Here is a 26,108-nt window from a genome sequence, read left to right on the forward strand (position 1 = left end):
TAGGTACTCAATTGAGAGGAATTCGTGATGGCTCAGATACTAGATTTTGTGCCCAACGATGCAGAGATGGAATCATTTACAGCGCCAAAAAATAAAAAGGCTGCTGATGATTTAGCGCATAAAAAAGATGTGAAAAAACGCTTAGAAGCGTATTTAGAAAGAACCCAGCTCAGTCGAGCGATGGGCGAAGATGAATTTTGGGCTTAATTCATTGGTATAAGCGCAAAAAAAGCTCCTGAATCAATTCCAGGAGCTTACAAAGCTAATTAGAAAGCTTACTGCTCTGCGGCCTCTGTTTCACGCTTCTTGAGAAAGTATTCTTTGGTCAACGCAAATACCACCGGACTCAGCAATGCCAATGCGATTAAGTTCGGTATTGCCATCATCGCATTCAGCGTATCCGCTAACAGCCAAATAAACTCTAATGAGCTTACAGCGCCTAATGGCACTACCAGTGTCCAAAGAATTCTAAAGGGCTTAATCGCCTTTACACCAAACAAGAACTGCACACACTTCTCACAGTAAAAGCTCCAACCTAAGATGGTTGTAAACGCAAACACACTCAAGGCTATAGCCACGACATAATTGCCTAATGGGAACGCTTGAGAGAAGGCAAAAGAGGTCAATGCAGCCCCATTTTCACCCGAAGTCCAAGCGCCGGACACTATAATCGCTAAGCCAGTAATAGTACAAACGATTAAGGTATCAATGAACGTCCCCAACATCGCCACTAATCCTTGAGCAACTGGGTTATTTGTTTGCGCTGCAGCGTGCGCTATTGGCGCGCTACCAAGACCCGCTTCGTTAGAAAACACACCACGTGCCACACCAAAGCGAATCGCGGCCCAAACTGCTGCCCCCGCAAAACCGCCTTGAGCCGCGACAGGGTTAAAGGCACTGTGGATAATCAGTTCGAATGCTGCTGGGATTTCAGAAGCATAAACCACCAGTACTGCGATGCCAGCGCCTATATAGAATATCGTCATAATCGGCACGAGTTTACCGGCAACATCAGCGATACGTTTAATACCGCCCATCAATACCGCACCAACTAAGACCATCAGCACCACACCGGTAACCCAACTTGGTACGCCAAAATTACTGCTTAACGCATCAGCCACTGAGTTAGCCTGTACGGTGTTACCAATACCAAACCCAGCCAGTGCACCAAACAACGCAAATGCGGTGCCTAACCAAGCCCACTTAGAGCTAAGGCCGTTCTTGATGTAATACATTGGGCCACCGACGTGGTTACCATTGTCATCCACTTCACGGTATTTAACCGCTAATACCGCTTCTGCGAATTTGGTTGCCATACCGACTAATGCCGTACACCACATCCAAAAAAGCGCACCTGGGCCACCAATAAAAATAGCGGTAGCAACACCCGCAATATTACCCGTACCGATCGTTGCGGAGAGCGACGTCATTAGCGCGTTAAACGGGCTAATCTCACCTTTCATGTTCTTATCTTTGTCAGGAATACGACCTGACCATAACAATTTAAAACCAGTGCCCAGCTTTAAAATCGGCATAAAACGCAAACCAACAGTGAGGAATAACCCTACCCCTAGGATCAAGACCAGCATAGGAGTCCCCCACACTACACCGTTAATCATGCCAATAAATTCAGTAATAGCTTCCATTCAGACCTCGTAGATACAGATTATTTATAGTTATTTTTTATAATTTTATTCTAAGTGTTTAGGGCTTTTTGATCTTCCCTATGAGAGCAAGGTCAAAAGGTCCTCACCGATTGCGCTAGCTCAAACAATACGCATCGGGTCAAACAGAGTACAACGAAATGTTAACCTTTGAAAAGGCTACACGAGAGAAAGGCACTTGAAGAAAGTGACAATAGCGCCCAAAGACGCTAGAAGGTGTTGAATTTTATTAATATTTATAATTGTGTTGCTTGGTTTTTTTACCAACGCGGAGGCTATACAGCTTAGTTACCACCCACAAATAGCCTACAAAAAAGCAACAATACCCAGCAGTGCAGTAACAACAGCCAACAAGCGTGGCTTCGGACTTGTTTCAAAACGGCTATTATTTATCACAAAGCAGGATCTGTTCTGGGTAGCTTAAAAGAGATGATATAAGTAAGGAGTAAAAAGATCGTTGAAACCGCCAAACAAGCCCCAAGCCCTGCAATTTGATACACCCAACCAGACAGTATGGTCCCGATAAGCCTACCCATTGCATTCGCCATATAGTAAAAACCAATGTCGAGTGAGACACCGTCATCACCAGCGTAACTCACTATAAGGTAGCTGTGCAGAGAAGAGTTTATGGCAAACACCGCACCAAACAGCATCAAACCTGTGATTAATGCAAACTGTAGATCAGTCCAGCCGGTAAACATCACAACGGCTAATATTGCTGTCACCAATGTCAATAATCCGGCCCATACCGTTGCACTCGCGCCATCAGGCGTCTTTGCGCTATTGCGTCCAGTGATTAACGGCGCCGCGGACTGAACCACACCATAACCAATGACCCACAATGCTAAAAAGGCGCCAACACTACTATGCTCCCAACCTAATTGACTGGCTAAAAACACTGGCAGAGCAATAACAAACCACACATCTCTAGCTGCAAATAAGAACAAACGTGCTGCTGAAAGGATATTAACTCGGCGACTTTTTGAAAATATTTCGGTAAATTTAGGCTTAGACTTCGCTTTACCTAAATCCGCTTTTAAATTGAATATGCTACATAACCAAACAATGCACAGTAGCGTCGCCATGATGGCCACCGCCCCCGTAAAGCCTACAAGTGTTAATAACACGCCACCTAAAAAGAACCCTGCCCCCTTAAGTGCATTTTTAGAACCTGTAAGCATCGCAACCCAACGATACAGCTTATCTTCGGCATCTTTGGGGACTAAGGTTTTAATCGCACTTTTAGCACTCATTTTGTTGAGATCTTTTGCTATCCCAGAAAGCGCCTGAGCAGCCATTACCCAAGGTACCACCAACATAGCACTCGGTAGTAATAACATCGACAGCGCGACTATCTGCAAGCCTAAACCTATGTTCATGGTGCGATTCAGGCCGAGCCTAGCGCCTAGCCAGCCACCGACTAGGTTAGTGATAACCCCAAAAATCTCATAAAACAGAAACAACATGGCAATTGCTAGCGGCGTATAACCTAAATCATAAAAATGCAGCACCACCAGCATGCGCAGCGCGCCATCGGTCAAGGTAAACGCCCAGTAGTTCCCCGTCACCAGCAAATACTGACGAATACTCTCAGGTAAAGCACGATATTTTGCTAACACAGATCACCAACCTAAATATTATCAATACAGCAGAACGCTATCAGGCAAAGCATGCTCTATTACCGCCTTAGCTATTACCGTCTTAGCCATTACCGTCCCAGCTCTTCCCGGCTTTATCCGGCTTTATCCGGCTCTTCCTGCTTTCCCCTGCTTTCTCTGCCTTACTTATCTAGCTTACCGACCATAATTGCCAGTTCAGCAGTGCGGTTGGCATAGCCCCACTCATTGTCATACCACACATACAGCTTCACTTGCGTGCCATTAACTACCATAGTAGAGAGTGCATCGATGATGCTTGAGCGCGGGTCAGTTTTATAATCAACCGACACTAATGGACGCTCCTCAAAACCAAGAATATCTTTCAACTCTCCTGCAGCCGCAGCTTTTAGCAAGGCGTTAACTTCCACTTCAGTTGTTTCACGCACTAACTCAAACACGCAATCTGTGAGTGAGGCGTTAGCAAGTGGAATGCGCACGGCATGGCCATTGAGCTTACCTTTTAGCTCTGGAAAAATATGAGTAATAGCGGTAGCACTGCCGGTGGTCGTTGGTATTAGGCTTAAACCACAGGCGCGGGCACGCCTTAGGTCTTTGTGCGGCGCATCAAGAATGGTTTGAGTATTGGTAATGTCATGTATGGTGGTCATCGAGCCATGCTTAATCCCAATTTTTTCATGGATCACTTTCACCACAGGCGCAAGGCAGTTAGTAGTGCATGACGCTGCCGTCACAATAGGGTGGATATCCTTATTGTAAAGATGCTGGTTAACGCCCATGACCACATTAAGTACACCATCCTCTTTGACTGGCGCGGTGACAACCACTCTTTTGACGCCTTGATCAAGATAAGCTTGCAACAGCGCTTTGGTTTTCATGACACCAGAAGCCTCAATCACCACATCGCAATTTGACCAGTCAGTCGCGGCAATGGTTTTATTGCGAGTGGTCACTATGCGACGTTGACCAATAACAATGTCATCACCTTCGGCGATAGCCTCTTCAGTCCAACGACCGTGCACCGAATCAAATGTCAGCAGGTGCGCTAATGTCGCTGCATCACCTGCTGGGTCATTAATTTGTACAAACTCGACATCCTGATTCTGCCACGCAGCTCTTAATGCCAAGCGCCCCATTCTGCCGAAGCCATTAATCCCAATTTTGATTGTCATTGTCGTTTCCCAACCTTAAATTCTTTAAATACAAATAGACTTTTCACACTAAAAAAGATATTACTTTCGCCTTACAATTGTCATTGATTTTTAACGGTTTTCCATAACCCTTCGAGTGCTTATCAATACTGCTTCTTTAATATAAAAAGAGACCGACACAAACTCAGCAAGAGAGATAAACAGCCCCTAAGTTGCAGATGCTTCGTCCGCAACGAACAAATGTCTATTGCGATTGCATATTGCCACCAGCGATAACATCACTGGTACTTCAACCAACACTCCCACCACAGTGGCGAGCGCTGCTCCTGAGTGCAAGCCAAACAATGATATAGCGACCGCGACGGCCAACTCGAAAAAGTTAGAGGTTGCAATCATACAGGCTGGAGCCGCAATTTTATGGCTTAGCTTCATCTTCTTTGCCGCATAAAAAGCGATAAAGAAAATGCCGTAAGTTTGGATCAATAATGGAATTGCGATTAGAAAAATATCTTGAGGTTGACTCATAATGGTTTCCGCTTGGAAACCAAACAGCAATACCACAGTGGCCAGTAAGCCAACCATAGACCAAGGTTTAAGCTTAGCCACAAATGCATTTAATTGGCTATCATCGCCCTTTCTCTGCAACAAATAGCGTGTAGCCGCCCCCACAACTAACGGCAGCACCACGTAAAGCACAACGGATGACAGCAATGTCTCCCAGGGGACTTGAATGTCACTCACACCTAGCAACAACGCCGTGATGGGCGCAAAAGCCACGACCATAATCAAGTCATTCACAGACACCTGCACGAGTGTGTAATTTGGGTCACCTTTAGTTAATTGGCTCCAAACAAATACCATTGCAGTACAAGGTGCTACGCCGAGTAAAATCATCCCTGCGATATATTCACTCGCCGTTTGTGGATCAACAAAATTAACAAAGAAAACTTTAAAGAACAGCCAACCCAGCGCCGCCATCGTAAACGGTTTAATCAGCCAATTGATCACCAATGTAAGCACCAGCCCCTTTGGACTCTTACCGACATCTTTTATTGCGGAAAAATCTATCTGTACCATCATGGGGTAGATCATTACCCAGATTAAAACCGCAATAACCAAATTGACATGCGCGTACTCAAGCCCAGCAATTTGCGTGAACCCACCCGGCATCACATTGCCTAAAAACACACCCACAACGATGGCTAAGCCAACCCACACACTTAAATAACGTTCAAAAATACCCATAATCTAAAACCTATAATAGTGATCATTGTTTAATTAACAGCAGCGCAATACTCTTTCTGGGCGATCGCCCATTTGTAACAGCCTTGCCAAATTAATCTCGATTAACTCTGGTTGTTGCTGCGCTAGTGTCTGCAAAATATCGCTTGCCCATAACGGCAACTCTGGATTAATACGATAAAAAACCCATTGTCCCTGACGTCGGTCAACTAACATTCCCAGTTTTCTCAATTGCGCCAAATGGCGAGAGATTTTAGGTTGGATGTCATCGAGTGCCGTCATCAATTCACAAACGCACAATTCTGATTCCGATTGGATCAGCAATAAACTGCGTAGTCGAGTATCGTCGGCGAGTGCTTTAAAAAAAGCTAATGGAGTCATATTGTGCTCTTCGCAAAAGGTGTCTATAAAACCAGATTAGCCATGGTTTTTTGCACACATAGGATATATGAAAAATAATATATATGTTTTTCCATATATTCAAGTGGAGATTTAAAAATATTATTCACTCTGAAAAATACGCTGCAGACAGGTTAATGTTTGACTAAGTCATTATAAGTTTAGTATCTGGATGATTTACATAATGATAGGTCGAAAATTAAGGCAGGTGAAAACAATGCAAAAAATTGAAAGTAGCGGTTTGTAGGTAGTAAACCCACTCCACCTCATCTATTGATTTTTGGCTATCAAAATCTACAAAGCTGTGATGGGGTGATTAGCTTAAGCTGCCAATTCAGTGATAAAGCGCAAGCTAATGCCAAGCAAAGTTACGGTATTAATGCCGATCATTTGAGTATTTAAAGTCAGCAACCCCGAGTACAATTACCGAGCACTTTTTTGGCGTGAGTCTGGACTTAAACATAAGAGTGAAGCCGTAAACCATCACTAAGCGGTGACAACGCCGGATAAAAAAACCATAAAAAAGGCTTCCGAAGAAGCCTTATATTAAAATATACGATAGTGCGTTAGCTACCCGCAATCTTCATTTTGTCCATCAAGATCCCACCAGTACGGATCGACGAGCGTAAATCTCTGTCTTTCGCAACCGCAACAATATTGCTATACATATCTTTTAGATTGCCAGCAATGGTGATCTCTTCAACTGGATATAAGATAACGCCATTTTCAACATAAAAACCTGCGGCGCCGCGTGAGTAGTCACCCGTTACGGTATTAACCCCTTGCCCCATCACCTCGGTAATAATCAATCCTGTGCCCATCTCTTTGACGAGCTCATCAAATGTTTGCCCCGTTGATGACAACGTCCAATTATAGATCCCACCCGCATGGCCAGTGTTTGTCAGGCCTAATTTTCTGGCTGAGTAACTCGTTAGTAAATAAGTGGCCAATCGACCATTATCAATAATCTTACGATTTTGAGTCGCGACACCTTCGCTGTCATAAGCTGAACTGGCTAGTGCACCGACTAATTGCGGTTGCTCATCAATACTAAACCAATCCGGAAAAACCTGAGTGTCGATGGCATCCAACAAGAAGCTAGATTTACGATAAATGCTACCGCCACTAATCGCACCGACTAAGTGCCCCATCAATCCGGTCGCTATCTCTGGAGAAAATAAAATTGGTAATTCAGTGGTCGCAATCTTTCGGCCGCCTAAACGGCCTGCCGTTTTTTGGGCCGCTGAAGCTCCAACCAACTCTGGCGCTAACAGCTCGCTGTATTTTCTGGCGATGGTGTAGTCATAATCGCGCTGCATGCCACCATCAACCTCACCAATAGCCACACAACTTAAGCTATATCGAGAACTACAATATCCATGTAAAAAACCATGGCTGTTGCCGTATACCTTGACACTTGAATGCGCACTGGCGCTGGCGCCATCAGAGGTTTGCACCCGCTTATCGGTGTCGAGTGCGGCCTCTTCGGCCAAAATCGAGATGCGAGTTAACTCTTCAGGTGAAATGTTCTGCGGATGATATAGATCTAAATCAGGAAACTTTGTCGCCATCAGTGATTTATCGGCTAGACCATTATAAGGATCTGCTGACGTAAAACGGGCAATATCATCGGCCGCTTTTACCGCTTGTTTAATGGCTGCAGGACTGAGATCTGAAGTCGAGGAGCTGCCTTTACAACCCCCTCTAAAGAGTGTGATCCCCAGTGCACCATCTTTATTAAACTCTACCGTCTCAACTTCTTTCATACGAGTTGAAACAGATAGCCCTTGCTGCTTACTAATCGCAACTTCAGCACCAGAAGTGCCTAAGGTTTTTGCATATTCCAGTGCCATTGAAACGGCGTCTTGTAGGGAATCTAATTCGATATCAATGCTAGGTGAGGACACAAATCTACTCTTCAATAATCGGTAATGACTTAAGCATAACAAACCCAAAAAACAATCACATTAAATAATACCAATCTCATTAAATATCTGGTCACTTCAGAGCCGCTCAGACTTTTCAATGCAAGGCTCACTGATGAAGAAATGCTTATTCCCTTTCAAGTCAATGTAACGCAGAAGTGGAACACCTGAGAGGCTCACGTAGTGCGGCTGATGTTCAATGCGATGGCAAAGCCCTTTAAGCTTCGTTGTGGGCTTTGGATATACGACTATGTTCCATACAAAATAAGACATTCCCGCCCTCCTTGGCGGTCAGATTTAGGAGGTACGAGTCCACGGATGGACGAAGGTAGAATAATGCAGGAGCAATTATCGAGAGCGAAGCACGACTAAAGGGATTTAGGAGGTAGAGTCATGCATGGAGCAATTACCGAAGATGCCAGAGCTGAGAATAACGATTAGCTTCAATCATCCGCTAGCCACATGGATGTGGCGAATGTCTGTATTGCAGGAGCAAATACAATCCTTACCTACAGGGCTTTGAACACCCGCTGAGTGATCACCTATTTATTTAAATTAGTATAATTGCGCCAGTTTACTTATTAGTGTGCTTTCGATTCACCTAGATAAAATATGGCAGGTCAACTGGCTTTATAAATGTTATTATTAAATCAGTATTTGTAAGAGATTTTAGATATGAAGATTGTCGGTGACTCAGAACATTTCCACCAGCCCTATGACAAAGATGATGACTACGAAAGCAGAGCTGAAGCTAAGCGTGGTATCGCCATCTACCAAGAAATTGGTAACGAATTGACTTTACTAAGTAAAAGTCAGATTGAAAGACTCAATCTTGATGAAATTATTTATGACAACGTGTTAAAAGCTAAGACGATTAAGAGCAACACTGAAGCTTATCGTCGCCATTTGCAATATATTGGCAAGTTAATGCGCTACGTTGATATTGAAGAGCTACAGCTCGCAATAAAAAACGTATTGAATAAAAACAGCAATGAAAGCGCCAAGAGTAATGTTGCGGATAAGACTCGCGACCAACTGCTCAACGATGGTGACACTGCGATTCAAGCGTTGATCGAGAAGCACCCAGATTTAGACAGACAAAAGTTGCGTCAATTTGTCCGTCAAACTAAGAAAGAACTCACTAAAAATGCTGATATTGAGCTATCAAAAACAGCAAAAGAGTTCAGTAAATATATACGTAACGGAATCCCAGAATAATCGTTACCAATCTAGATATTAGCTCTCTGCATAAGTCGTTTATTCAGAGAGCTATTTTTTTGATCAATGATAAATACTCATAGTATCGTTGTGATCAAATTAACTAACCCCTTCAAACAGTACTGTTCATACTTGCACAAGGAATTTGTGAATGCGCCTCACCAAGAAGCTGGCCGCCATCCCTTTTACTCTTTTATGTTTATCTCTATTAAGCGGCTGTAATGGCGCCTCTGGTGATAACGAAGACACCGATAATGGAGGCAGTTACAGCCTCGCGTTAAGCTTTAAAACCTTTGAGAATGGAGTATGTACAGCAGCGACCGACGCCCAAAGTTTTGATGCCTCAGAGTCTTTTTGTGCCGTAGCACATCTAAAACAAGATGGCAGTAATAGAAATGGGAAACTCATCGCATTTACGGCCTCTTTTGGTGAATTATCAGCGACAAGTAAGCTAACGGACACTAACGGCTTAGCCGAAGTCATTATCAGCAATGCTGCTGGTACTGAAAATGCGGGCACATTAACCGCCAGCTTTACTGAGGGTGAAACCACAGTTAATAGCAGCCGAAACTATCAATTCACTCCGTCAACTAGCCCAAGCACTTATACGCTAACCAGCGCTATAATCAATGGCGATACCGTCGTGACTCAGTTTAAAGCGGAAGATACCGTAAAACTTCAAGCCAAGTTTATTGACCAACAAGGCCAAGGTGTTGCAGGCCAAATAGTTACATTCACTGCGGGTAGCGCAACGCTAGCACCGAACACTGCGTTAACCGACGTTAGTGGCATCGCACAGGTTAACTACACTCCAACAGATTCAGAGCTTGGTGCTACAACCATGTCAGTTTCTATCAACTACTTGAGCAAAGATTATCAAAGTTCGATGCCATATGAGGTACTCGCGAAAGATACTACTCCAGATGGACCATCTTACACTCTCAATACAGCGATTATTAACGGCAGTACTATCGTCACTCAGTTTAAAGCAGAGGAAACGGTGCAACTGCAAGCGCAATTTTTAGATGAACTAAGCCAAGGTGTAGCAGGTCAGATGGTAACTTTCGCTGCAGGTAGCGCGGCACTAAACCCAAGTTCAGCACTCACCAATGCAAGCGGTATAGCACAGGTAAATTATACTCCAAGTAAAACGGAACTCGGCGCCGCGAGCATGTCAGCTAAAGTTGATTACGCCGATAACACCTATCAAAATTCAGGCTTATATGAAGTTCTAGCCAAAGACGCAGTTGGAGATGATGGCACCTTAAAATTCGGTTCTTTTGATGCTGATAACAATTTTGTCGAAGGAATATTGGCAACCACACTCCTTGCAGATGCCGATGGGGATTATCAAATCAGTGCAGGTGGTAGTTTTGGCGTGACAGCCACTATCGTCACAGAAAGTGCTGATGGCACAGTGGCACGCTTGCAAACGCCATCCAGCATTAGCTTTAGTGCTACTTGTGTTACCAGTAAGAATGCAAGTCTCGATTCTCCAGTGACCACATTATCGGGCAGCGCTAGTTCAACTTTTCAAGACACTAGTTGTAGTGGAAATAGTGAACGTGATGATCAAATAGTGGCAACGACGGTTGCCGGAAACCAGACATTAACCGCTAATTTGCCATTTACACTTTCTCGCCAAACATTAGCTAATTTAAGCTTCATATCAGCTGAACCCGCTTCAATTCGCATCAAAGGAGCTGGCGGTACGGGCTCTAGCGAGTCTTCGTTAATCACTTTCAAAGTATCAAGTGCTAATGGTCAACCAGCAGCACAGCAACTGGTCAGTTTCTCTCTGGATACCATAGTGGGCGGAATTAGCTTTGCGAACGGACTAGCAACTGCAGATAGTTTAACCAACTCTTTAGGCATAGCCACTGTAAGAGTTTTAGCCGGTACCGTACCTACACCTGTCCGAGTGGTTGCAACGGCTATCGATAGCGACACACAAGAGACAGTATCGAGTCAGTCTGAGCAGTTAACCATTAATACTGGTTTGCCGCAGCAACTAGGCTTTAGTGTTTCAGCGGATTTATTTAACCCTGAAGCGGGTGATTACAATGGTGAAAAGGTTGCAATCACAGCCTACGCATCTGACAGTTTTGGCAACCCCGCGCCTGATGACACCACAATTAACTTCACAGCTGAAGGCGGCCAAATAGTGCCTAGCTGTTTAACAGTCAACGGCACCTGTAGCGTGGAATGGACATCGGCTAATGCTCGTGTGCCTAACCACCGCATTACAGTCCTCGCCTATGCTTTAGGTCATGAGACCTTTTTCGATACTAATGGTAACAACGTTTTTGATGATGCTGATGGTGGAGCAATTGCAAAAGCTTGTTTAGACAGCAGTGGTGCAGCGGTTGCCTGCGTTGGTAACGGTAGAGATATTGAAACTTACCATCCTAATGGCTTTAGCGATTTAGGCGATGCGTTTAGAGATGACAATGAATCGGGTAGTCACACCTCAGGTGAACCCTATTTTAATACCGCATCAAGCAGCAGTTACCAAACTGCTGACGGGCTATTCAATGGTCCTCAATGCACCAGTGGCAGCTTATGCGGCACAGGGCAAGCTAATAAAACCTATATCCGTAAAGCGCTTATATTGACAATGTCTGGTTCGCAAGCACATTTTGAAATACAACAAGATGGCATTACCCTCTATAGCGACGGTGATGATGCATCCGCTATCGTGACTAATGCTATAGCAGCTGGTGCTTCATCGACATTTAGCATTCGCTTCTTCGATAGCGCCAATCAGATAATGCCAGCTAATACGAATTTAACCACTACAGCCTCTCAGGGTGAACTTGAGTCTGACACTTTTGTGGTACCCAATCGTAATGGCATTGGTGGCAACAGCACCAGCTTTGTACTGACTAACGATATTGATCCTACCAGCAGCGGTGAACTGAGTAAGACCAGTAATGTATCGATTGAAGTACTGACCCCTAAACCAGTGAAAACCACTATCGGTTTTGGTGTTCAACTTACAGGTACATAATTACTGCAAACTATCGGCACTTAGTTAATGAGTGCCTATACAATTACGTTGAAACAGCAAAAAGCCCGCTGCAATATTATTGCAACGGGCTTTTTATTTGTCGCTCTATCTGTTCGAGGCTATGCAGCCGACGAGCACTCCATTAATTGACTTAACCTCTAAGGTGTTAATTCAGATTGGTGCACATCAGCTTTTAAGTGAGCGGTTAAGCGGGCTTTAGCGCCAACATATGCCAACGCAAAGTAAAATGCTGTCATCGCCCATAACTGTAGCCATTGCGGCATAATACTCTGCCACGACGCGCCCATTTGATTGAGCTCTAACATCGCCATAATACCTGGCACTGCGGGAAAGATTTGCGACACTGCCACAACAGACTCTGGGATTAACGCTGTCGGCCACACAAAGCCTGACACAAACAGAATCGGCATGGAGATCAGCAGTAACACTTGAGTAGGTAGATCGCGTCGGGTAAACAAGCAACTAAAAGCAATACCAGCAGCGGTAGTGGCCAGTAAGAAAGGCAATAGCAATAATGCAACCGTGCCAAAGCTTGCCTGTAAACTCACGTCATACCAATAGTAACAATACCCAACATAGTAACTAGTCAGCAGTGTATAAATCCCCATAAAGGCTACCATGCGACCACACACTAATTTAAGCGGGCTTACCTGCCGCCAATAGCCGGTTTCTTTCCACTGACTAGCACCGAGAATACTGGTCCCAATCAACAATGTTTGATGCAAAATTAATAGGAACAGCCCAGGTACAATATAAGGGGTGTAGCCTAAACTTGGATTAAAAGCGGGAATACTATTGAGTTTAACCACATTAAGGCTTTGATCTGCCGCTTGCGCACCACTGCCTTGAGCCAGTAACCCCAACCGCTGCATACTCTTCCCTGCATCAAGCCCCGTTGAAATAAGCCCCTCTGCAACGGCGGAGTATATTAAAAAGTAACTCGCATCGCCGCCATAACTTAATGTCACTCCACGACCCAGTAATAGATCGCGCCTAAAGTCTGCCGGAATAACCAACAGGCCATGAGCTCGTCCAGATTCTATCCATTTTTTAGCCTCATCAATTGAACCCACTTTGGCGATCACTTGAATTTTTGCATTGGCATCTGCATGACGAATAAGCTGACGGCTTAATGATGAATGGTCGTGATCAACCACCACCAGCTGTTGCTCTGTCGGCACTTGATTAAGATACGGTAGCGGATAAAGAATAGAGTAAAAAAGCACGCCACCAAATACCGTAATAACAATGGTTTTGTCAGCCAAAATAGCTTTTAATTCTGCGATGATAAGCTGCAAGAAACTCATACTAATGCTCCTTAGCTGCGAGTGGTGCAGTTACATTATCTGCTGAATCGAAGCCTTTTGCAGCCAATACGCTAATCGGAATGAGTAGCAATAGGAAGCCCCAATAGCCAGTAAACTGGGGCAAGGTCGCTAACCAACCTTGACCGTAACTCACCACCGCAATATGAGTTTCAATATAATGACTCGATGGCATAATGACGCGCCACCATTGGGCAAGTGCAGGCATCTCATGGGTGGGAAATGTCACGCCCATAAAAGCAAATGCAGGGGCAAACATAGCGGTACAAAAACTAATAACCCTAGCGCTGTCTTTTAGGACGAAGAAGATCAGCAGCACCAGTAACCACACAGCGAGCAACATCAGCAGTTGTGCAACTAACAGTAGCGCGATACTGCCAGCAATAGGCAAACCTAAATACAGATAGATAAGCGCGAGAATAAAGCCACCATGCAGCAGCACAATTGGCGTATAGAAAAGCACTTTCGCCGCAATACCTTTCCACATCCCGAGTGAAACCCATTCAGAGGTGGTATTCCAGCGTAGCTCTCGATTAAGGCTATTAGCAAACACCATCATGGCCACGAGTTGCAGCAACGCTATCAATACTGGTGGCACCAGAAAACCCACATAGTTGTTATTACGGTTAAATAACGCCGTTGTTTGACTGCTCACCGGACTTAAATTCACCGCGACCTTGGCTTTAGGCACGCCCGCAGCGAGTTGTTTCATCGCCGCGAATGGTTTTAAACCATCGGCCATGCTTGCTTGTAGCTGGCTCGACAATAACTTACCCACCAATAAAAACTGGCTATTATAGCGGATATCAATCGTCGGGCTTTTACCTGTAAGCAGGTCACGTTTAAAGCCGTGGGGCAACACTAGCAGCGCATAAACCTCTGCTTGTTGCATTGAGTCGACAGCGCTGGCGAGATCGGTATAACTGATGGGTTGTGTAACAGGGTTTGCTTGTAACTGCCGAGCAAGCGCTCGGGTCACTTGGCTTTGATCTAAATCGACCACAGCCACTGGAAGTTGTCTTGGTAAGCCCGCACTAAATAGTAGCCATAATCCAATAATACCCAATAGCGGAATATAGCTGATAAGCGCCAGCTGCCAAGGATCGTCTAACAGGGCAGCTGTTTCTCTTTTTAGCATATTTATCAAAGCATCAGCCCCGTGCTACAGAGTGTTATAAAGCAAACAGAATAGACATACCGACTCTCAAGTCAGCAATAGCCTCATTCGGGCGTAGCTCGACTTGGAAAGTTCGCATATCAAAATCATGACCGCTTTCAGTTGCACGCCAAGTGGCAAAATCACCCATGACCGCAATATGGCTAACGGTAAACTCAACGTCACGCTCAAGTGCGGGTATGGTTAATAACACTGTTTGGCCTTGCTTGACGTGCTTTAGCTGATCTTCACGTAACTGAAACACTGCCCAAGCGTCACTCATGTCTATTAAACTCACCACTGGGAAACCGCTAGGCGCTAGCTCACCCGCCTGCAAGAGAACCTCGCTAACCTCAGCTGTTTTTGGCGATCGCATCTGACTATCAGCCAATATGGCATTGACTTCATTAACCGCCCCCTCAGCCATTCTAGTATTACCCGCTGCTGCGGCTTTGGTTTCATAGCGCGCACCTTCATCCGCCATTTGATACATGGCTAATGCAGCTTGTTCGGTATATTTTGCAGCTTGCCACTGCGTAAAGGCTTCATCACGCTTTTGTCGCGCAATGACTCCGTCATTAAATAGTGCTTCAATACGATCAAAGGTGGTATTAGCAAGTTTAGATCCCGCTTGCGCCTTCAACCACTCCTCCCTCGAAGCTGAAATTTGCTGTTTACGAGCGCCATTATCAGCCTCTTGCTGCATCGCTTTAGCAGCATCTCGACCACCCTCGGCTTGCATTAATTTAGCTTTTAACTCAGGGCTATAAATCGCATATAGCAGATCACCTTGGCTAACTTTATCTCCACGGCGCACGAGAACTTGCTCTACACGCCCTGGGACTTTAGAGGAGATATTATATTCGCGGGCTTCAATCTGCCCCTGTAATACCTGTGGTTTAGGGCTGTAAGCTAACACGAGTCCGTAAGCTAATATTCCGATTAGTGCAATAAGTGCTATTGCGGCCAAGATACGGTTAGTGCGCATTTTGTTCCCCTTGCTGAAGGCTTCTGCCAATAAATTCATCTAACTGACCGCTAATAGCCATCAGCCTCGCATACGATTGTATATAGCGGTACTGGGCGCCCAGTTGTTGAGTTTCTACCGCGGTGAGTTTAAGTTCGGCGTCCACTTTTTCAATTGAGGTCGACAAGCCCTGCCTGAAAGCGATGTCACGTAAGCGTTTATTTTCTTCAGCTAAGCTAAGTGAGCTATTGAGTGAGACTACCTCCTCTTGCGCCTGAAGTAATTGGCGGTAACTTTGTTCTAACAGTAGATTCAAATCTTGTTGGGTTTGCGCTTTAGTATATCGAGCCTGCAACAGTGCACTTTTAGCAGCTTCGACTTTGCCACTGCGGCCATCACGGCTTAGCAGTGGAATGTTAACCCCAACACCAAGCATCCAATCAGGTTCCATTTTTGAGAACAGACTATCGTCTTCATAAAGGGTGTAATTACCGTAAAGAAAGACCGTTGGGTAGTAACTGCCCTTTTCAACGTTGATAAGCCCCTGCGCTTGTGCCTCTTTGGCTTCAAGTAGCTTTAATGCCGGATGCTGGTTCATCGTAAGCTGGGATAGCTGTGGTAATGACGGCGAATTATTTAGCATAAACAGTGATGAGGTCGCGTCGACGTCACGCTCATGTAACATGCGTGATAAGGCAATCATTGCCATCTCAGATTGACGCTTAGCACTGCCGTAACTCACCTTGGCATTTTCGAGTGCCACTTGCGCATTAAGTCGTTCAACTTTGGCTATTTGCCCCTGCTGTTCAAGTTTTTGGGCGTGTGAAGCATGCAGCGTAAGAGAGTCTACCAACTGCTTTTTAGTTTGCGCTAACGTTTCTGTTACTGCCACTGCATAGTAGCGGTCAACTAAAGTCACAAACAGATCGCGAGTGGTCAGCTTTAACTGTTCCTCTTTTTCTGCAACGTGGGCTTCGTGTATAGCTTGCGCCGCAGTAATTTTACCCCCGGTGTAGATTGGCCACATCGCTTGCAAACTAGAGCGGAAGATATCTTGTTCGGTGAAAGGAGTTACAAATAGCGATCCTGGAATACCTGCCAATGCACCACCTATCGCTGGAGGTAACGCAGCAGGATCCAATGAAGCCAACGGATTGAGATCGCGCAGATCTAACTCAATGGGCTTTTCTAGACGTGTATAGCTACCAGTGAGGTTAATTGAAGGTAAATTCATATCTTCACCAGCATCGCGCTCGGCCTCTGCACGATTGACCTCTTGCGTGCCCGCTTGCAATTTATCACTCACCTTGAGTAATTGATCCCAAGCTTGATTAAACGCAATTGGCTTGGCCTGTATCGACAGCGGAAGAACCAACAAAAGAGCACAGAGCGAACGTTTCATTTACACCTCTAGAGTTATTACTCTAATTATTGAGTGAATAGTACCATTGCTAACCACTGCTCGCTAGGATCTAGCGTAATGAGCTTACCGCTAAATCCTAGTTTACTTTGATATTTTGACCTAAACGACTTTAGGGTAAACCTTTACGCAGTGCCGCCTACTGTCAACTTGTCCAATTTTAATGTTGGTTGACCAACACCTACAGGTACACTTTGCCCATCTTTACCACACACACCAACACCTTTATCGAGTTCAAGGTCATTACCCACCATCGAAATTTGGCTCATTGCCTCTGGTCCATTGCCTATCAAGGTTGCTCCCTTAATCGGCTGGGTAATCTCGCCATTCTCAATTAAATAAGCTTCTGATGCAGAGAACACAAACTTACCGGAGGTAATATCCACTTGGCCACCACCAAAGTTAGGCGCATAAATCCCGTTCTTAACTGATTTGATGATCTCGGTAGGATCTGACTCGCCCGCTTCCATATAGGTATTTGTCATACGCGGCATCGGCAAATGAGCATAAGACTCACGACGACCATTACCGGTAGAGCGCTCCCCCATAAGTCCAGCATTGAGCTTATCTTGCATATAGCCTTTTAAGATCCCGTCTTCAATCAATACTGTTTTTTGAGTCGGTGTACCTTCATCATCAATGCTTAACGAGCCACGACGATCGACCATGGTGCCATCGTCTACCACTGTGACCAATTTAGAGGCCACTTGTTGGCCCATTTTGCCACTAAATGCACTACTACCCTTACGGTTAAAGTCGCCTTCTAGGCCATGCCCGACCGCTTCATGCAGCAATACGCCAGGCCAGCCCGCGCCTAACACTACCGGCATCTCACCTGCTGGAGCATCGACCGCTTGCATATTGACTGATGCTTGGCGTACAGCTTCACGCGCAAAAGCAAAGCAATATGGTAAGCCATCATCACCATTGGCTAACAGCACATCGTAACTATGACGCCCGCCACCACCAGAACCACCGCGCTCTCGCTTGCCATTTTCTTCTAAAATAACACTGCAATTAAATCGAACTAACGGTCTAATATCGGCCGCTAAAGTGCCATCACTTGCGGCAACTAATATCTCTTCATGCACTCCAGACAGACTCACTACTACCTGAATAATTCGTTTATCGAGACTACGAATATAGACATCGGCTTCTTTAAGTAAGGCTATTTTTTTAATCTCTTCCATGGCGGCAATGGGATCTGAACTTATATAAAGCGCTTTATCATGCTGTTGCTTCCAAGCGTTAACGCGTCCGCTACCGCCAGATACTGCAATACTGCGAGCGGCAGTTGCGGCAGCTTCTAATGCTGCGGGGGTAATTTCATCCGCATAAGCAAAACCTGTTTTTTCACCGGTTATCGCTCTAACACCCACGCCACGTTCAATATGGAAACTGCCGTCTTTAACGATGCCATCTTCCAACACCCAAGACTCGTGGCGGCTACCTTGAAAATACAGATCTGAAAAATCAATTTTATGCTCATGAATACGCTTTAAATAGCTTTGTAGATCATCTATCGCCAGTCCATCTTGCAGTAGGCTGTGTCCAACTTGGGTTAAAAATGACATCAATTCTCTCTCTTCGACCAAATATAGTTCTGTTCTAGAAACCCTTATAGATAAGCATCTCTATACGATTTGTGTTTTAGCTTGTTGCTAAGGAATAATGCCAACATAGCGCTAGGTTAACCTAGATTGCCACGACTCGCTTAGCATTACTGCTTAAGTGTTGGCGACTGAAAGCGGTTATGCGTTATTATTGGCATCTTTGCCCGCACGGCATGTAAGTCTCGCATGTTCAGCTGAGCGCTAACCCAACCGGTACCCGTTGGCTTTTGGGCTAAAATATCTCCCCAAGGGCCGATAATCATACTTTGGCCCCATGTCTCACGACCGCCGTTATTGTGAATGCCCCATTGTGCTGCCGCTAACACGAAGCATTGGGTTTCAATAGCTCGAGCTTGCAGCAGAACTTGCCAATGAGCCTCACCGGTAACCTTAGTAAAGGCCGCTGGCAGTGCAATAATTTCAGCCCCTGCTTCACGCAGCGCCCTGAATAAATCGGCAAAACGAATATCGTAGCAAATAGCCAAACCAAGCTTACCAAAGGGCGTATCAACCACGGTAATATGTTTGCCGGGGCAGAATGCATCACTCTCTCGATATTGCTTGGTGCCATCCGACACTTCTACATCGAATAGATGCAGCTTATCGTAATAGCCCAATACGCTTGCATCAGTGTCAAACACATAACAACGATTATAGATGCGACCGTCTTCTGCCAATATAGGAATACTACCGGCCACTAACACTACGCTATATTTATCTGCTAGCGCAGCTAAGTCTTGTTTAAGTTGACTGTGTATTTCGTCTGTTGCGTAGTCGAGTTGTTGGCTCTCTTGTCCACCAAATAACAAGCAACACTCAGGCAATACTACTAGCTGTTGATTATCATCCAGCCGAGGTAATTGCTTAAGCTGCGACTCGATAAATGCGAGATTCTCGATTACGCTGCGGCTGCTCTGACATTGCAGTAGGCTTACTTGCATCTGACTCTCCCGGTATCAATTTCAAAGCAGGCATTGTTTGGCCACTCTCTTTCAAATTGGATTGCTCAATTGTCTTATCAGGCTGACTCGTTTCGCTAGCGCCGTTAGCTTCCATTTTAAGCCCTACTTTCGCTGACGCTATATCTGAAATAGGTTCTAATACCTGCCCCTGTGCTGGGACAATTTTAGACGTTGAGTTTGATACTGGGATTGATACAGCATCCTCAGGCTGCTTCTCTGAAGCGCTGTCTTGTCCACTCCCCTCAGCAGGTTCAACGGCCTTTTTAGGCAGCACCGATTCTGGGATCTCAATCTCTTTACTCTTACGCTCTAACTCTTCAAGTTTAGGCTCAGACATGGTGCCTGTCAGCCTAAAACGGATCTCGGATATCACTTCAATAACAGGTTCAAGTACTTTCGTCAGTGCAAAAGCGCCCAAGCCTAATGTCCAACCGCCGGTACTGAGCAATATCACCGTCGGCACACTTGATGCTAATTGCGGCACAAAGCGAATATCATAATTCAAACTTTCAGTGGTTAAATCGGTATAACCACGCACTCGCATATTACCTGCGACAGCCTTCATCTCAGTATCTGTGGTCTTAACAACCCCGTTATCAAGCATCAAGGTGCCACCAAACGAATCAAAATACAGACCTTTACCAAATACATCGGAGAAGTCCAATGACAATTTACGCAGCAGTGAATCAAGGCTAAATAGCGAGAATATCCGCGCCCCTTTGTCACTCACCTCTGACAAATGCCCTTTGCCTAAATCAAACCTCACTTCACCATCAAGAGTGTCGAGCGAAAATGCGTATGGCGCTCCGATCCAGGAAATTTCACCGACCACCGATGTTGGTGCGTCTTTAAGACCTGGATCTATGCCCAATTTAGCCGACAGGAAGTCAAACTTAGTTGAATCTAGAGTCAAATTAAACGAGGTCAGGCTCTGGCCATCTTCTATCGACCAAGTGCCTTTTCCTTTAAGCTGCACCTCTGGCGAACTTAAGGATAGGGTTTGGATCTGATAAGTATCATCTTTAGGGCTGGCTTGTAAAACGAGGTGCCCCATCGATTTATCAAACAATCTAAAGTCATCCACATCGACCGCTAATGGCGGTAAGTTAGCCAAAACAGTATCGGACTTGAAATGCGCGGTTTCATCAGTCTTCGCCTTTGGCGACATATACAACTTGCTCGCCACCACTTTAAGCCCCTGCTTAACCCAATCAGGATAAAAGTCGATTCGACCATCGAATTGCTCAGAAGTGGCATCGAATCGCCATGAATATTCAGTAGGCCCTGCATTGAAATGAAGGTCATTCAATGGTTGCCCCATCAAATCTAGATCATTAAAGTTAGCTTCAATTGACACTAAAGGCGGGAAAAAACGATCAGTAGCCGTAAGAGACCCACTCTCTACTCCCGTATCGACATCTAACTCTAGCGTCTTTTCTGATTTAGCGGTAAAGCTCTGAATGATGGGTAACCAAGGTGAAAATTCGGTTTTATCGAGATCTATCTGTAGGTGCCCTTTTGTTTTACGTAACTGGTCGCCGGGTTTAAATAAGCGACCGAGTAATAGATCAAAGTGAGCGAGCCCATTACCGGACTCGAGATCAAAACCACCCCAAAACTCTAACTGCTTATCTAGCTTAATCCCCAGAGAGGACTCCTTGTTATCGCCAATAAGCTCTGCCGTAAATTCTGCCGTTTTGGTCGACGCCTTAGTAAATGGGGCTGGCAGAGCCAGTTCAGTCCCAAGAAGATCGCTATCAACCCGTGCTTGAATACGGTAACCAGAGGGGTCGAATATCAGCATCAATCCGCCAGTCCAATCAAGTTCACCGCTATAATAATCACTTAACGGGTTATTGAGTTCATTGGGTAAGTTATCTAGCAGCCAATGCCCCGTCAAGTCGACATTCACCGCATAGTTTTTGTTAATCCGCCCCGTATCAAAGCTAAATGTTAATGGCTGACTGTACATCAGCGCATTAATGTCGCTGCCCGTCACTACATCATTAATAAACTGAATTTGACCGCTGACATTATCTAGCTGAATACCCGGTTCACTGATATAAACTGGCGTATTATCAAAATTAACCGTGCCCTGAATGATTTCATCCACTCCATCAAACAGCGGAATGCTCAGATTTATCTGCCCAGTAATATCACCTGATATTTGTACGACATCAAGCGTTGAGCCCACGGAGTCAGCCAAGGGAGAAGCCTGGATCACCGCATTAGCCGCTTCGGCTTTGGTCGCCAAGTCAGCTTTAATGATGAGCATGCTTTCATGGTTCATGAGGGGAATGCCAATATAGGCGCCATCCGCTGAAACATCCATCAACTGACCTTTATTCACCCACAAATCCATAGCCGCATTCTCAAACAGTGCTGATAGGTTTAAATTGGATACTGCAGGCCAAGTGTCTTGAAATTTAAAATTAGCATCTGCTAAGGTGAATCCCGCTTGAAAAACACCCGCACTTTGTGAATAGGGATAATCTTCAAAAGCCCCTTGCCACACGATGACGGCATCATCTGTTTTTCCTGCTTTTAATGCGCCGGTTAAATAGTCCACCAGGCCAGTACTCATTCCCTTAAGCGGGAAGTAACGATGTGCATTTGCCACGTTATTAATATTAAGATTGGCTAACAATGCCATATGAGTCGCGCCAGAAAACTCAAGTCGAGTGGCGGCATCAACTGAAATATCCGCATTGCTAAAATGCAGTTTAGGTAATGATAGCGCTGAAGTCGCGAAATCGAACTCTCCTGTTAATGCATCGCCCTTAAGATCGAGTGGTGCTTCAAAGCCACCATCAAAATCGACCACATATTGCTGTGCAGGCAACGTAAACTGTAATTCTTTATCGGTAACGATGACCTTAGCATCAATAGCCGAAAGCCCTGGGATAGCACCGTCCGTTTGCCAGCTAATTTGCTGCGCATAAGCGCTAAGTTGCGGCTGGTTTTTGTCGGTATCCCACTGTAACTGGGTATTGGTGATTTCTCCTTGAGGGCTTAACGCCTGCCAAGTCTGTAAGGTGTCGAGCTCAATACCGGGGAGCAGCGGCAGTAGCGGTAATACCGTGGCTAAATCCAAAGTATTTAAATAAGCGTCGATGCTAGCCCCATGTTGCTTGGCACTCAATACAGGGGATGGCCATTGCGCGCCATTGGTTGCAAAAGACAGATCGTGACTGCTTAGAGACCAACCATTGGTATCTGGATGCCAACGCATTGCACCCGCTTGAATTGAAAACTTCTGCGCTTCTCCGTTTAAAAACCACTCTAGCCAGCTAGGTTTAAACGCGACTGTGGCATCATTAATCTCACGATTAGCAAAGCTTATCCACGCCTCTAAATTAACCACCCCTTCGAGCTGCAGCTTTTTATTTGCATCAAATGGATTAGGTTGGCGCGATGCCCACTCGCCGATATCGAGTGACGCTGCCGCAAGATAAAACTGTCCTATTAATGACTCAGGTTTGTGGCCGTCGCCTTTGATATCAACACTTAATGCCAGCAGCTCTATATCTGAAGCTTCTTCATCTAAAAACAACTTACCTTGACCACGGTGACGCTTTTCCGTATTACGCCAATGCATATCTTTAATGAAAATAGGGCGGTATTGGTGTTTTTGGCTTAATAGCTGAATACGGGCATTGGTAATTGAAAATCGCTCTAATTGCTCTAACATCAGCTGATAGAGCCAATCAGTGTTCATCTTTGTACTTGATGAGTTTGAAGTCGAAGTCGATGCCAATCGGTCGAGATCGAGCGCGACGTTTACCCCATCAAAAATAACATCTTCTATTTGCGGTGTTGCGGTCAACAAGGTTTGCCAAAAATCAAATTTCACATGCACTTGTTCAAACAGCAGGGTAACAGGCAGCTTTTCTTGGGAAGGGAGCACAAAGTTCTTAACGGTGAGCGCTGGGCCAAATGCTTGCCATTCGGCTTGTAATTGACCCACCTGCACTTCGACTTGATACTTATTATGAATATAGTCAACTAGCTCTAATCTGACTTGATCAAGCTGGGGCAACAGCCCTCGAAACAAGCTTACGAATAGTGCAAAAAGCACCATCACAATAGCCAGAGACTGCAGGCACACTCTAAGAAAATTAAATTTACGAGTCTTAGATGACACTACATTATCACCACATCAAATTTATTCTGAGCGTACATAGGTTCATTCTGTAAACGAACACGCTTAGCAATATACACTTCTAGCTCGGCCAGAAGGTGGCTTTCGTCACTTTTAAGACTGTGGTAAACCGCTGGCGCGCAATAGACTAAAAATTCATCGGCATCATAGCCTTTGTTCAAACGAATGATCTCTCTAAACATTTCGTATGACACCGTTTCTACGGTCTTTAAACTTCCGGTACCGAGACAAGATGGACATTCGCCACACAAAACATGCTCTAAACTTTCGCGAGTACGCTTACGTGTCATTTCGACTAAGCCAAGACCAGAAAAACCACTGAAATTGGTTTTTACTCTATCAACGGCTAATGCTCCCTGAAGACCCGAAAGCACACGTTTTTGATGTTCGGCTTCTAACATATCAATAAAGTCGATAATGATAATGCCACCTAGGTTACGTAGCCTTAATTGCCGCGCTATCGCCTGAGTCGCTTCAAGGTTGGTGTTAAAGATGGTTTCTTCAAGGTTACGATGGCCGACAAAAGCACCGGTATTGATATCAACCGTGGTCATGGCCTCAGTTTGATCAATAATCAAATAGCCGCCGGACTTAAGTTCCACCTTGCGCCCTAATGCACGTTGCACTTCATTTTCAACATCATAAAGGTCAAAAATAGGCACTGGACCGTTGTAATGCTCTAGCTTATTGGCAATTTCGGGCATGAACTCTTGCGCAAATTGCTGTAACTCGTCATAGGTTTGCTTGGAATCAACTTGAATTTGGTCAAGCTCTGTACCGACAAAGTCACGTACGATTCTAACCGGCAGCGCTAAATCTTGATAAAGTAAAGATACGCCTTTGCGCTTGCGTCGTAAGCTGACCTTGGCCCATACACGGCGTAAAAAAGCAGCGTCTTGCACCAGTTCATCTTCACCGGCACTCTCAGCGGCGGTGCGAATAATAAACCCGCCATCATCATCGACAAAAGGCTCAGTAATTTTTTTAAGTCTGGCACGGACCTCTTCAGTTTCAATCCGTTGCGATACGCCAACATGGCTCGAACCCGGCATAAAAACAAGGTAACGAGAAGGCAGTGTAATATCGGTAGTTAAGCGTGCGCCTTTGGTACCGAGCGGATCTTTAACCACCTGCACCATGATATCTTGCCCTTGCCTCACCAGTTCAGCAATGTCACGTACAACAAAGTTGCCCTTCTCTACATCAGCAACACACTCGGTGTGTGGCACAATATCAGAGGCGTGTAAAAAGGCGGCCTTATCTAAGCCAATATCGACAAAGGCAGCCTGCATACCGGGTAACACTCGGCTGACTTTTCCTTTATAGATATTGCCCACTAAACCACGCTTCATGCGTCGCTCTATGTGTACTTCTTGCAATACACCATGTTCTACCAATGCCACTCTAGCTTCGGTTGGTGTCACATTGATTAGCAGTTCAGAACCTATTTTTCGCTTTACTCTGCCTGGCACGATTCGACCTGTATTCACAACTCACCCCACTTAGGGAAATAGCTAATTTAAAAAGGATTTGGCGTTAGTGACCGATGTTACAACCTAGAATTGGATTTTTATTATCGGGTTATAAAATATTCATCTCACACAACAACGCACGGGTTTCTACCAAAGGTAACCCGACTACTGCGGAATAACTCCCCTCAATAGCTTCTACAAAACTGCCGCCTAAACCTTGGATCCCATAAGCTCCGGCTTTATCCATGGGCTCTCCAGTCGCAATATAAGCCAAAATATCAGACTGTGTCATTGCACAAAACTGTACGCCAGTGGTCACCAACTTAGTCAGGGTTTTATCCCCATCGGTGACCGCGACAGCCGTCATCACTTGATGTGCCTTTCCTGCAAGGCGGGTTAATATTGCCTTTGCATCTGCTTCGTCTGTCGGCTTACCTAAAATAGTATCGCCTAATATCACAATCGTATCTGAGCCCAGTACAACGGCCTTGCCTTCTGCAGCGTATAAATTCAGTCCCGCTATCGCTTTCTCTTTCGCTAAGCGCACCACAAAGGTTGCAGCAGACTCACCAGCATGATGGCTCTCATCAATATCAGTCGCCAATATATCGAAGTCAAATGAGCCATCTTCAGCTGAGCTTAAAAAGCTTAATTGAGCTAATAATTCTTTGCGTCTTGGCGACGCGGAAGCGAGTACTAACTTCATTCTACAATACCTATTCAGAGGTGCTAATCAAGGGAGACCGAGCTAACATGGAAATACATCATAAACTTAAGTCACGACG

Annotated in this window: 18 protein-coding genes; 3 read left to right on the top strand and 15 right to left on the bottom strand. The window is 45.2% G+C overall.

Features of this window, described 5'->3' with window-relative positions:
* Nucleotides 1-27: 27 nt before the first annotated feature.
* Nucleotides 28-207, top strand: coding sequence for a hypothetical protein (locus tag CXF82_RS18010; protein ID WP_101089856.1), 180 nt, complete (start codon nucleotides 28-30; stop codon nucleotides 205-207).
* Nucleotides 208-275: 68 nt separating this feature from the next.
* Here CXF82_RS18010 and CXF82_RS18015 read toward each other — a convergent pair whose 3' ends face one another.
* The 6 genes from CXF82_RS18015 to pmbA all read right to left on the bottom strand — a co-directional run bounded on the left by CXF82_RS18015 (nucleotide 276) and on the right by pmbA (nucleotide 7,979).
* Entirely contained in the window at nucleotides 276-1,646 is a 1,371-nt protein-coding gene (locus CXF82_RS18015) for an alanine/glycine:cation symporter family protein (protein ID WP_101089855.1), read from the bottom strand.
* Between the two features lie 410 nt (nucleotides 1,647-2,056).
* Entirely contained in the window at nucleotides 2,057-3,283 is a 1,227-nt protein-coding gene (gene arsJ / locus CXF82_RS18020) for an organoarsenical effux MFS transporter ArsJ (protein WP_101089854.1), read from the bottom strand.
* A 161-nt stretch (nucleotides 3,284-3,444) separates the two neighbouring features.
* Entirely contained in the window at nucleotides 3,445-4,452 is a 1,008-nt protein-coding gene (locus CXF82_RS18025) for an ArsJ-associated glyceraldehyde-3-phosphate dehydrogenase (RefSeq protein WP_101089853.1), read from the bottom strand.
* Between the two features lie 186 nt (nucleotides 4,453-4,638).
* The gene (arsB, locus tag CXF82_RS18030; RefSeq protein WP_101089852.1) at nucleotides 4,639-5,676 is read right to left on the bottom strand and encodes an ACR3 family arsenite efflux transporter; all 1,038 of its coding nucleotides are present in this window, start codon (nucleotides 5,674-5,676) and stop codon (nucleotides 4,639-4,641) included.
* A gap of 33 nt (nucleotides 5,677-5,709) precedes the next feature.
* Complete coding sequence (locus CXF82_RS18035) at nucleotides 5,710-6,054, bottom strand: metalloregulator ArsR/SmtB family transcription factor (RefSeq protein WP_101089851.1); 345 nt, start codon at nucleotides 6,052-6,054, stop codon at nucleotides 5,710-5,712.
* A gap of 584 nt (nucleotides 6,055-6,638) precedes the next feature.
* Nucleotides 6,639-7,979, bottom strand: coding sequence for a metalloprotease PmbA (pmbA, locus tag CXF82_RS18040; RefSeq protein ID WP_102044693.1), 1,341 nt, complete (start codon nucleotides 7,977-7,979; stop codon nucleotides 6,639-6,641).
* A gap of 693 nt (nucleotides 7,980-8,672) precedes the next feature.
* On the opposite strand from pmbA, the gene yjgA reads away from it, so the two are divergent.
* Together yjgA and CXF82_RS18055 are read left to right on the top strand one after the other, a co-directional pair.
* Nucleotides 8,673-9,215, top strand: coding sequence for a ribosome biogenesis factor YjgA (gene yjgA / locus CXF82_RS18050; RefSeq protein ID WP_101089848.1), 543 nt, complete (start codon nucleotides 8,673-8,675; stop codon nucleotides 9,213-9,215).
* 151 nt (nucleotides 9,216-9,366) lie between these two features.
* The gene (locus tag CXF82_RS18055) at nucleotides 9,367-12,225 is read left to right on the top strand and encodes an Ig-like domain-containing protein (protein ID WP_102044694.1); all 2,859 of its coding nucleotides are present in this window, start codon (nucleotides 9,367-9,369) and stop codon (nucleotides 12,223-12,225) included.
* A 158-nt stretch (nucleotides 12,226-12,383) separates the two neighbouring features.
* On the opposite strand, the gene CXF82_RS18060 is transcribed toward CXF82_RS18055, so the two are convergent.
* The 9 genes from CXF82_RS18060 to CXF82_RS18100 form a co-directional block, all read right to left on the bottom strand.
* Nucleotides 12,384-13,553: an ABC transporter permease gene (locus CXF82_RS18060; RefSeq protein ID WP_102044695.1), complete on the bottom strand. Its 1,170-nt coding sequence runs from the start codon at nucleotides 13,551-13,553 to the stop codon at nucleotides 12,384-12,386.
* Between the two features lies 1 nt (nucleotide 13,554).
* Nucleotides 13,555-14,709 carry an ABC transporter permease gene (locus CXF82_RS18065; protein WP_180961230.1) on the bottom strand — a complete coding sequence of 385 codons (1,155 nt, stop codon included), beginning with the start codon at nucleotides 14,707-14,709 and terminating at the stop codon, nucleotides 13,555-13,557.
* Nucleotides 14,710-14,743: 34 nt separating this feature from the next.
* Nucleotides 14,744-15,715 (bottom strand): HlyD family secretion protein, encoded by a 972-nt coding sequence (locus tag CXF82_RS18070; protein ID WP_101089844.1) that lies wholly within the window; start codon nucleotides 15,713-15,715, stop codon nucleotides 14,744-14,746.
* Entirely contained in the window at nucleotides 15,705-17,096 is a 1,392-nt protein-coding gene (locus CXF82_RS18075; protein WP_102044697.1) for a TolC family protein, read from the bottom strand. The genes CXF82_RS18070 and CXF82_RS18075 overlap by 11 nt, the downstream gene beginning before the upstream one ends.
* Nucleotides 17,097-17,239: 143 nt before the next feature.
* Nucleotides 17,240-18,688 (bottom strand): metalloprotease TldD, encoded by a 1,449-nt coding sequence (gene tldD, locus CXF82_RS18080; protein WP_102038883.1) that lies wholly within the window; start codon nucleotides 18,686-18,688, stop codon nucleotides 17,240-17,242.
* Between the two features lie 146 nt (nucleotides 18,689-18,834).
* Nucleotides 18,835-19,668, bottom strand: a complete 834-nt coding sequence (locus tag CXF82_RS18085) for a carbon-nitrogen hydrolase family protein (RefSeq protein WP_101089841.1) — start codon at nucleotides 19,666-19,668, stop codon at nucleotides 18,835-18,837.
* Nucleotides 19,592-23,833, bottom strand: coding sequence for a YhdP family protein (locus CXF82_RS18090; protein ID WP_257982814.1), 4,242 nt, complete (start codon nucleotides 23,831-23,833; stop codon nucleotides 19,592-19,594). Before CXF82_RS18090 ends, CXF82_RS18085 begins: the two co-directional genes overlap by 77 nt.
* Complete coding sequence (rng, locus tag CXF82_RS18095) at nucleotides 23,833-25,299, bottom strand: ribonuclease G (protein ID WP_374702335.1); 1,467 nt, start codon at nucleotides 25,297-25,299, stop codon at nucleotides 23,833-23,835. Before rng ends, CXF82_RS18090 begins: the two co-directional genes overlap by 1 nt.
* Nucleotides 25,300-25,432: 133 nt before the next feature.
* A complete protein-coding gene (locus CXF82_RS18100; protein WP_102044699.1) occupies nucleotides 25,433-26,029 on the bottom strand; it encodes a Maf family protein in 597 nt (198 codons plus the stop codon).
* Between the last annotated feature and the right edge of the window lie 79 nt (nucleotides 26,030-26,108).

It is taken from the genome of Shewanella sp. GutDb-MelDb (genome assembly GCF_002836075.1).
Classification (GTDB): Bacteria; Pseudomonadota; Gammaproteobacteria; order Enterobacterales; family Shewanellaceae; genus Shewanella.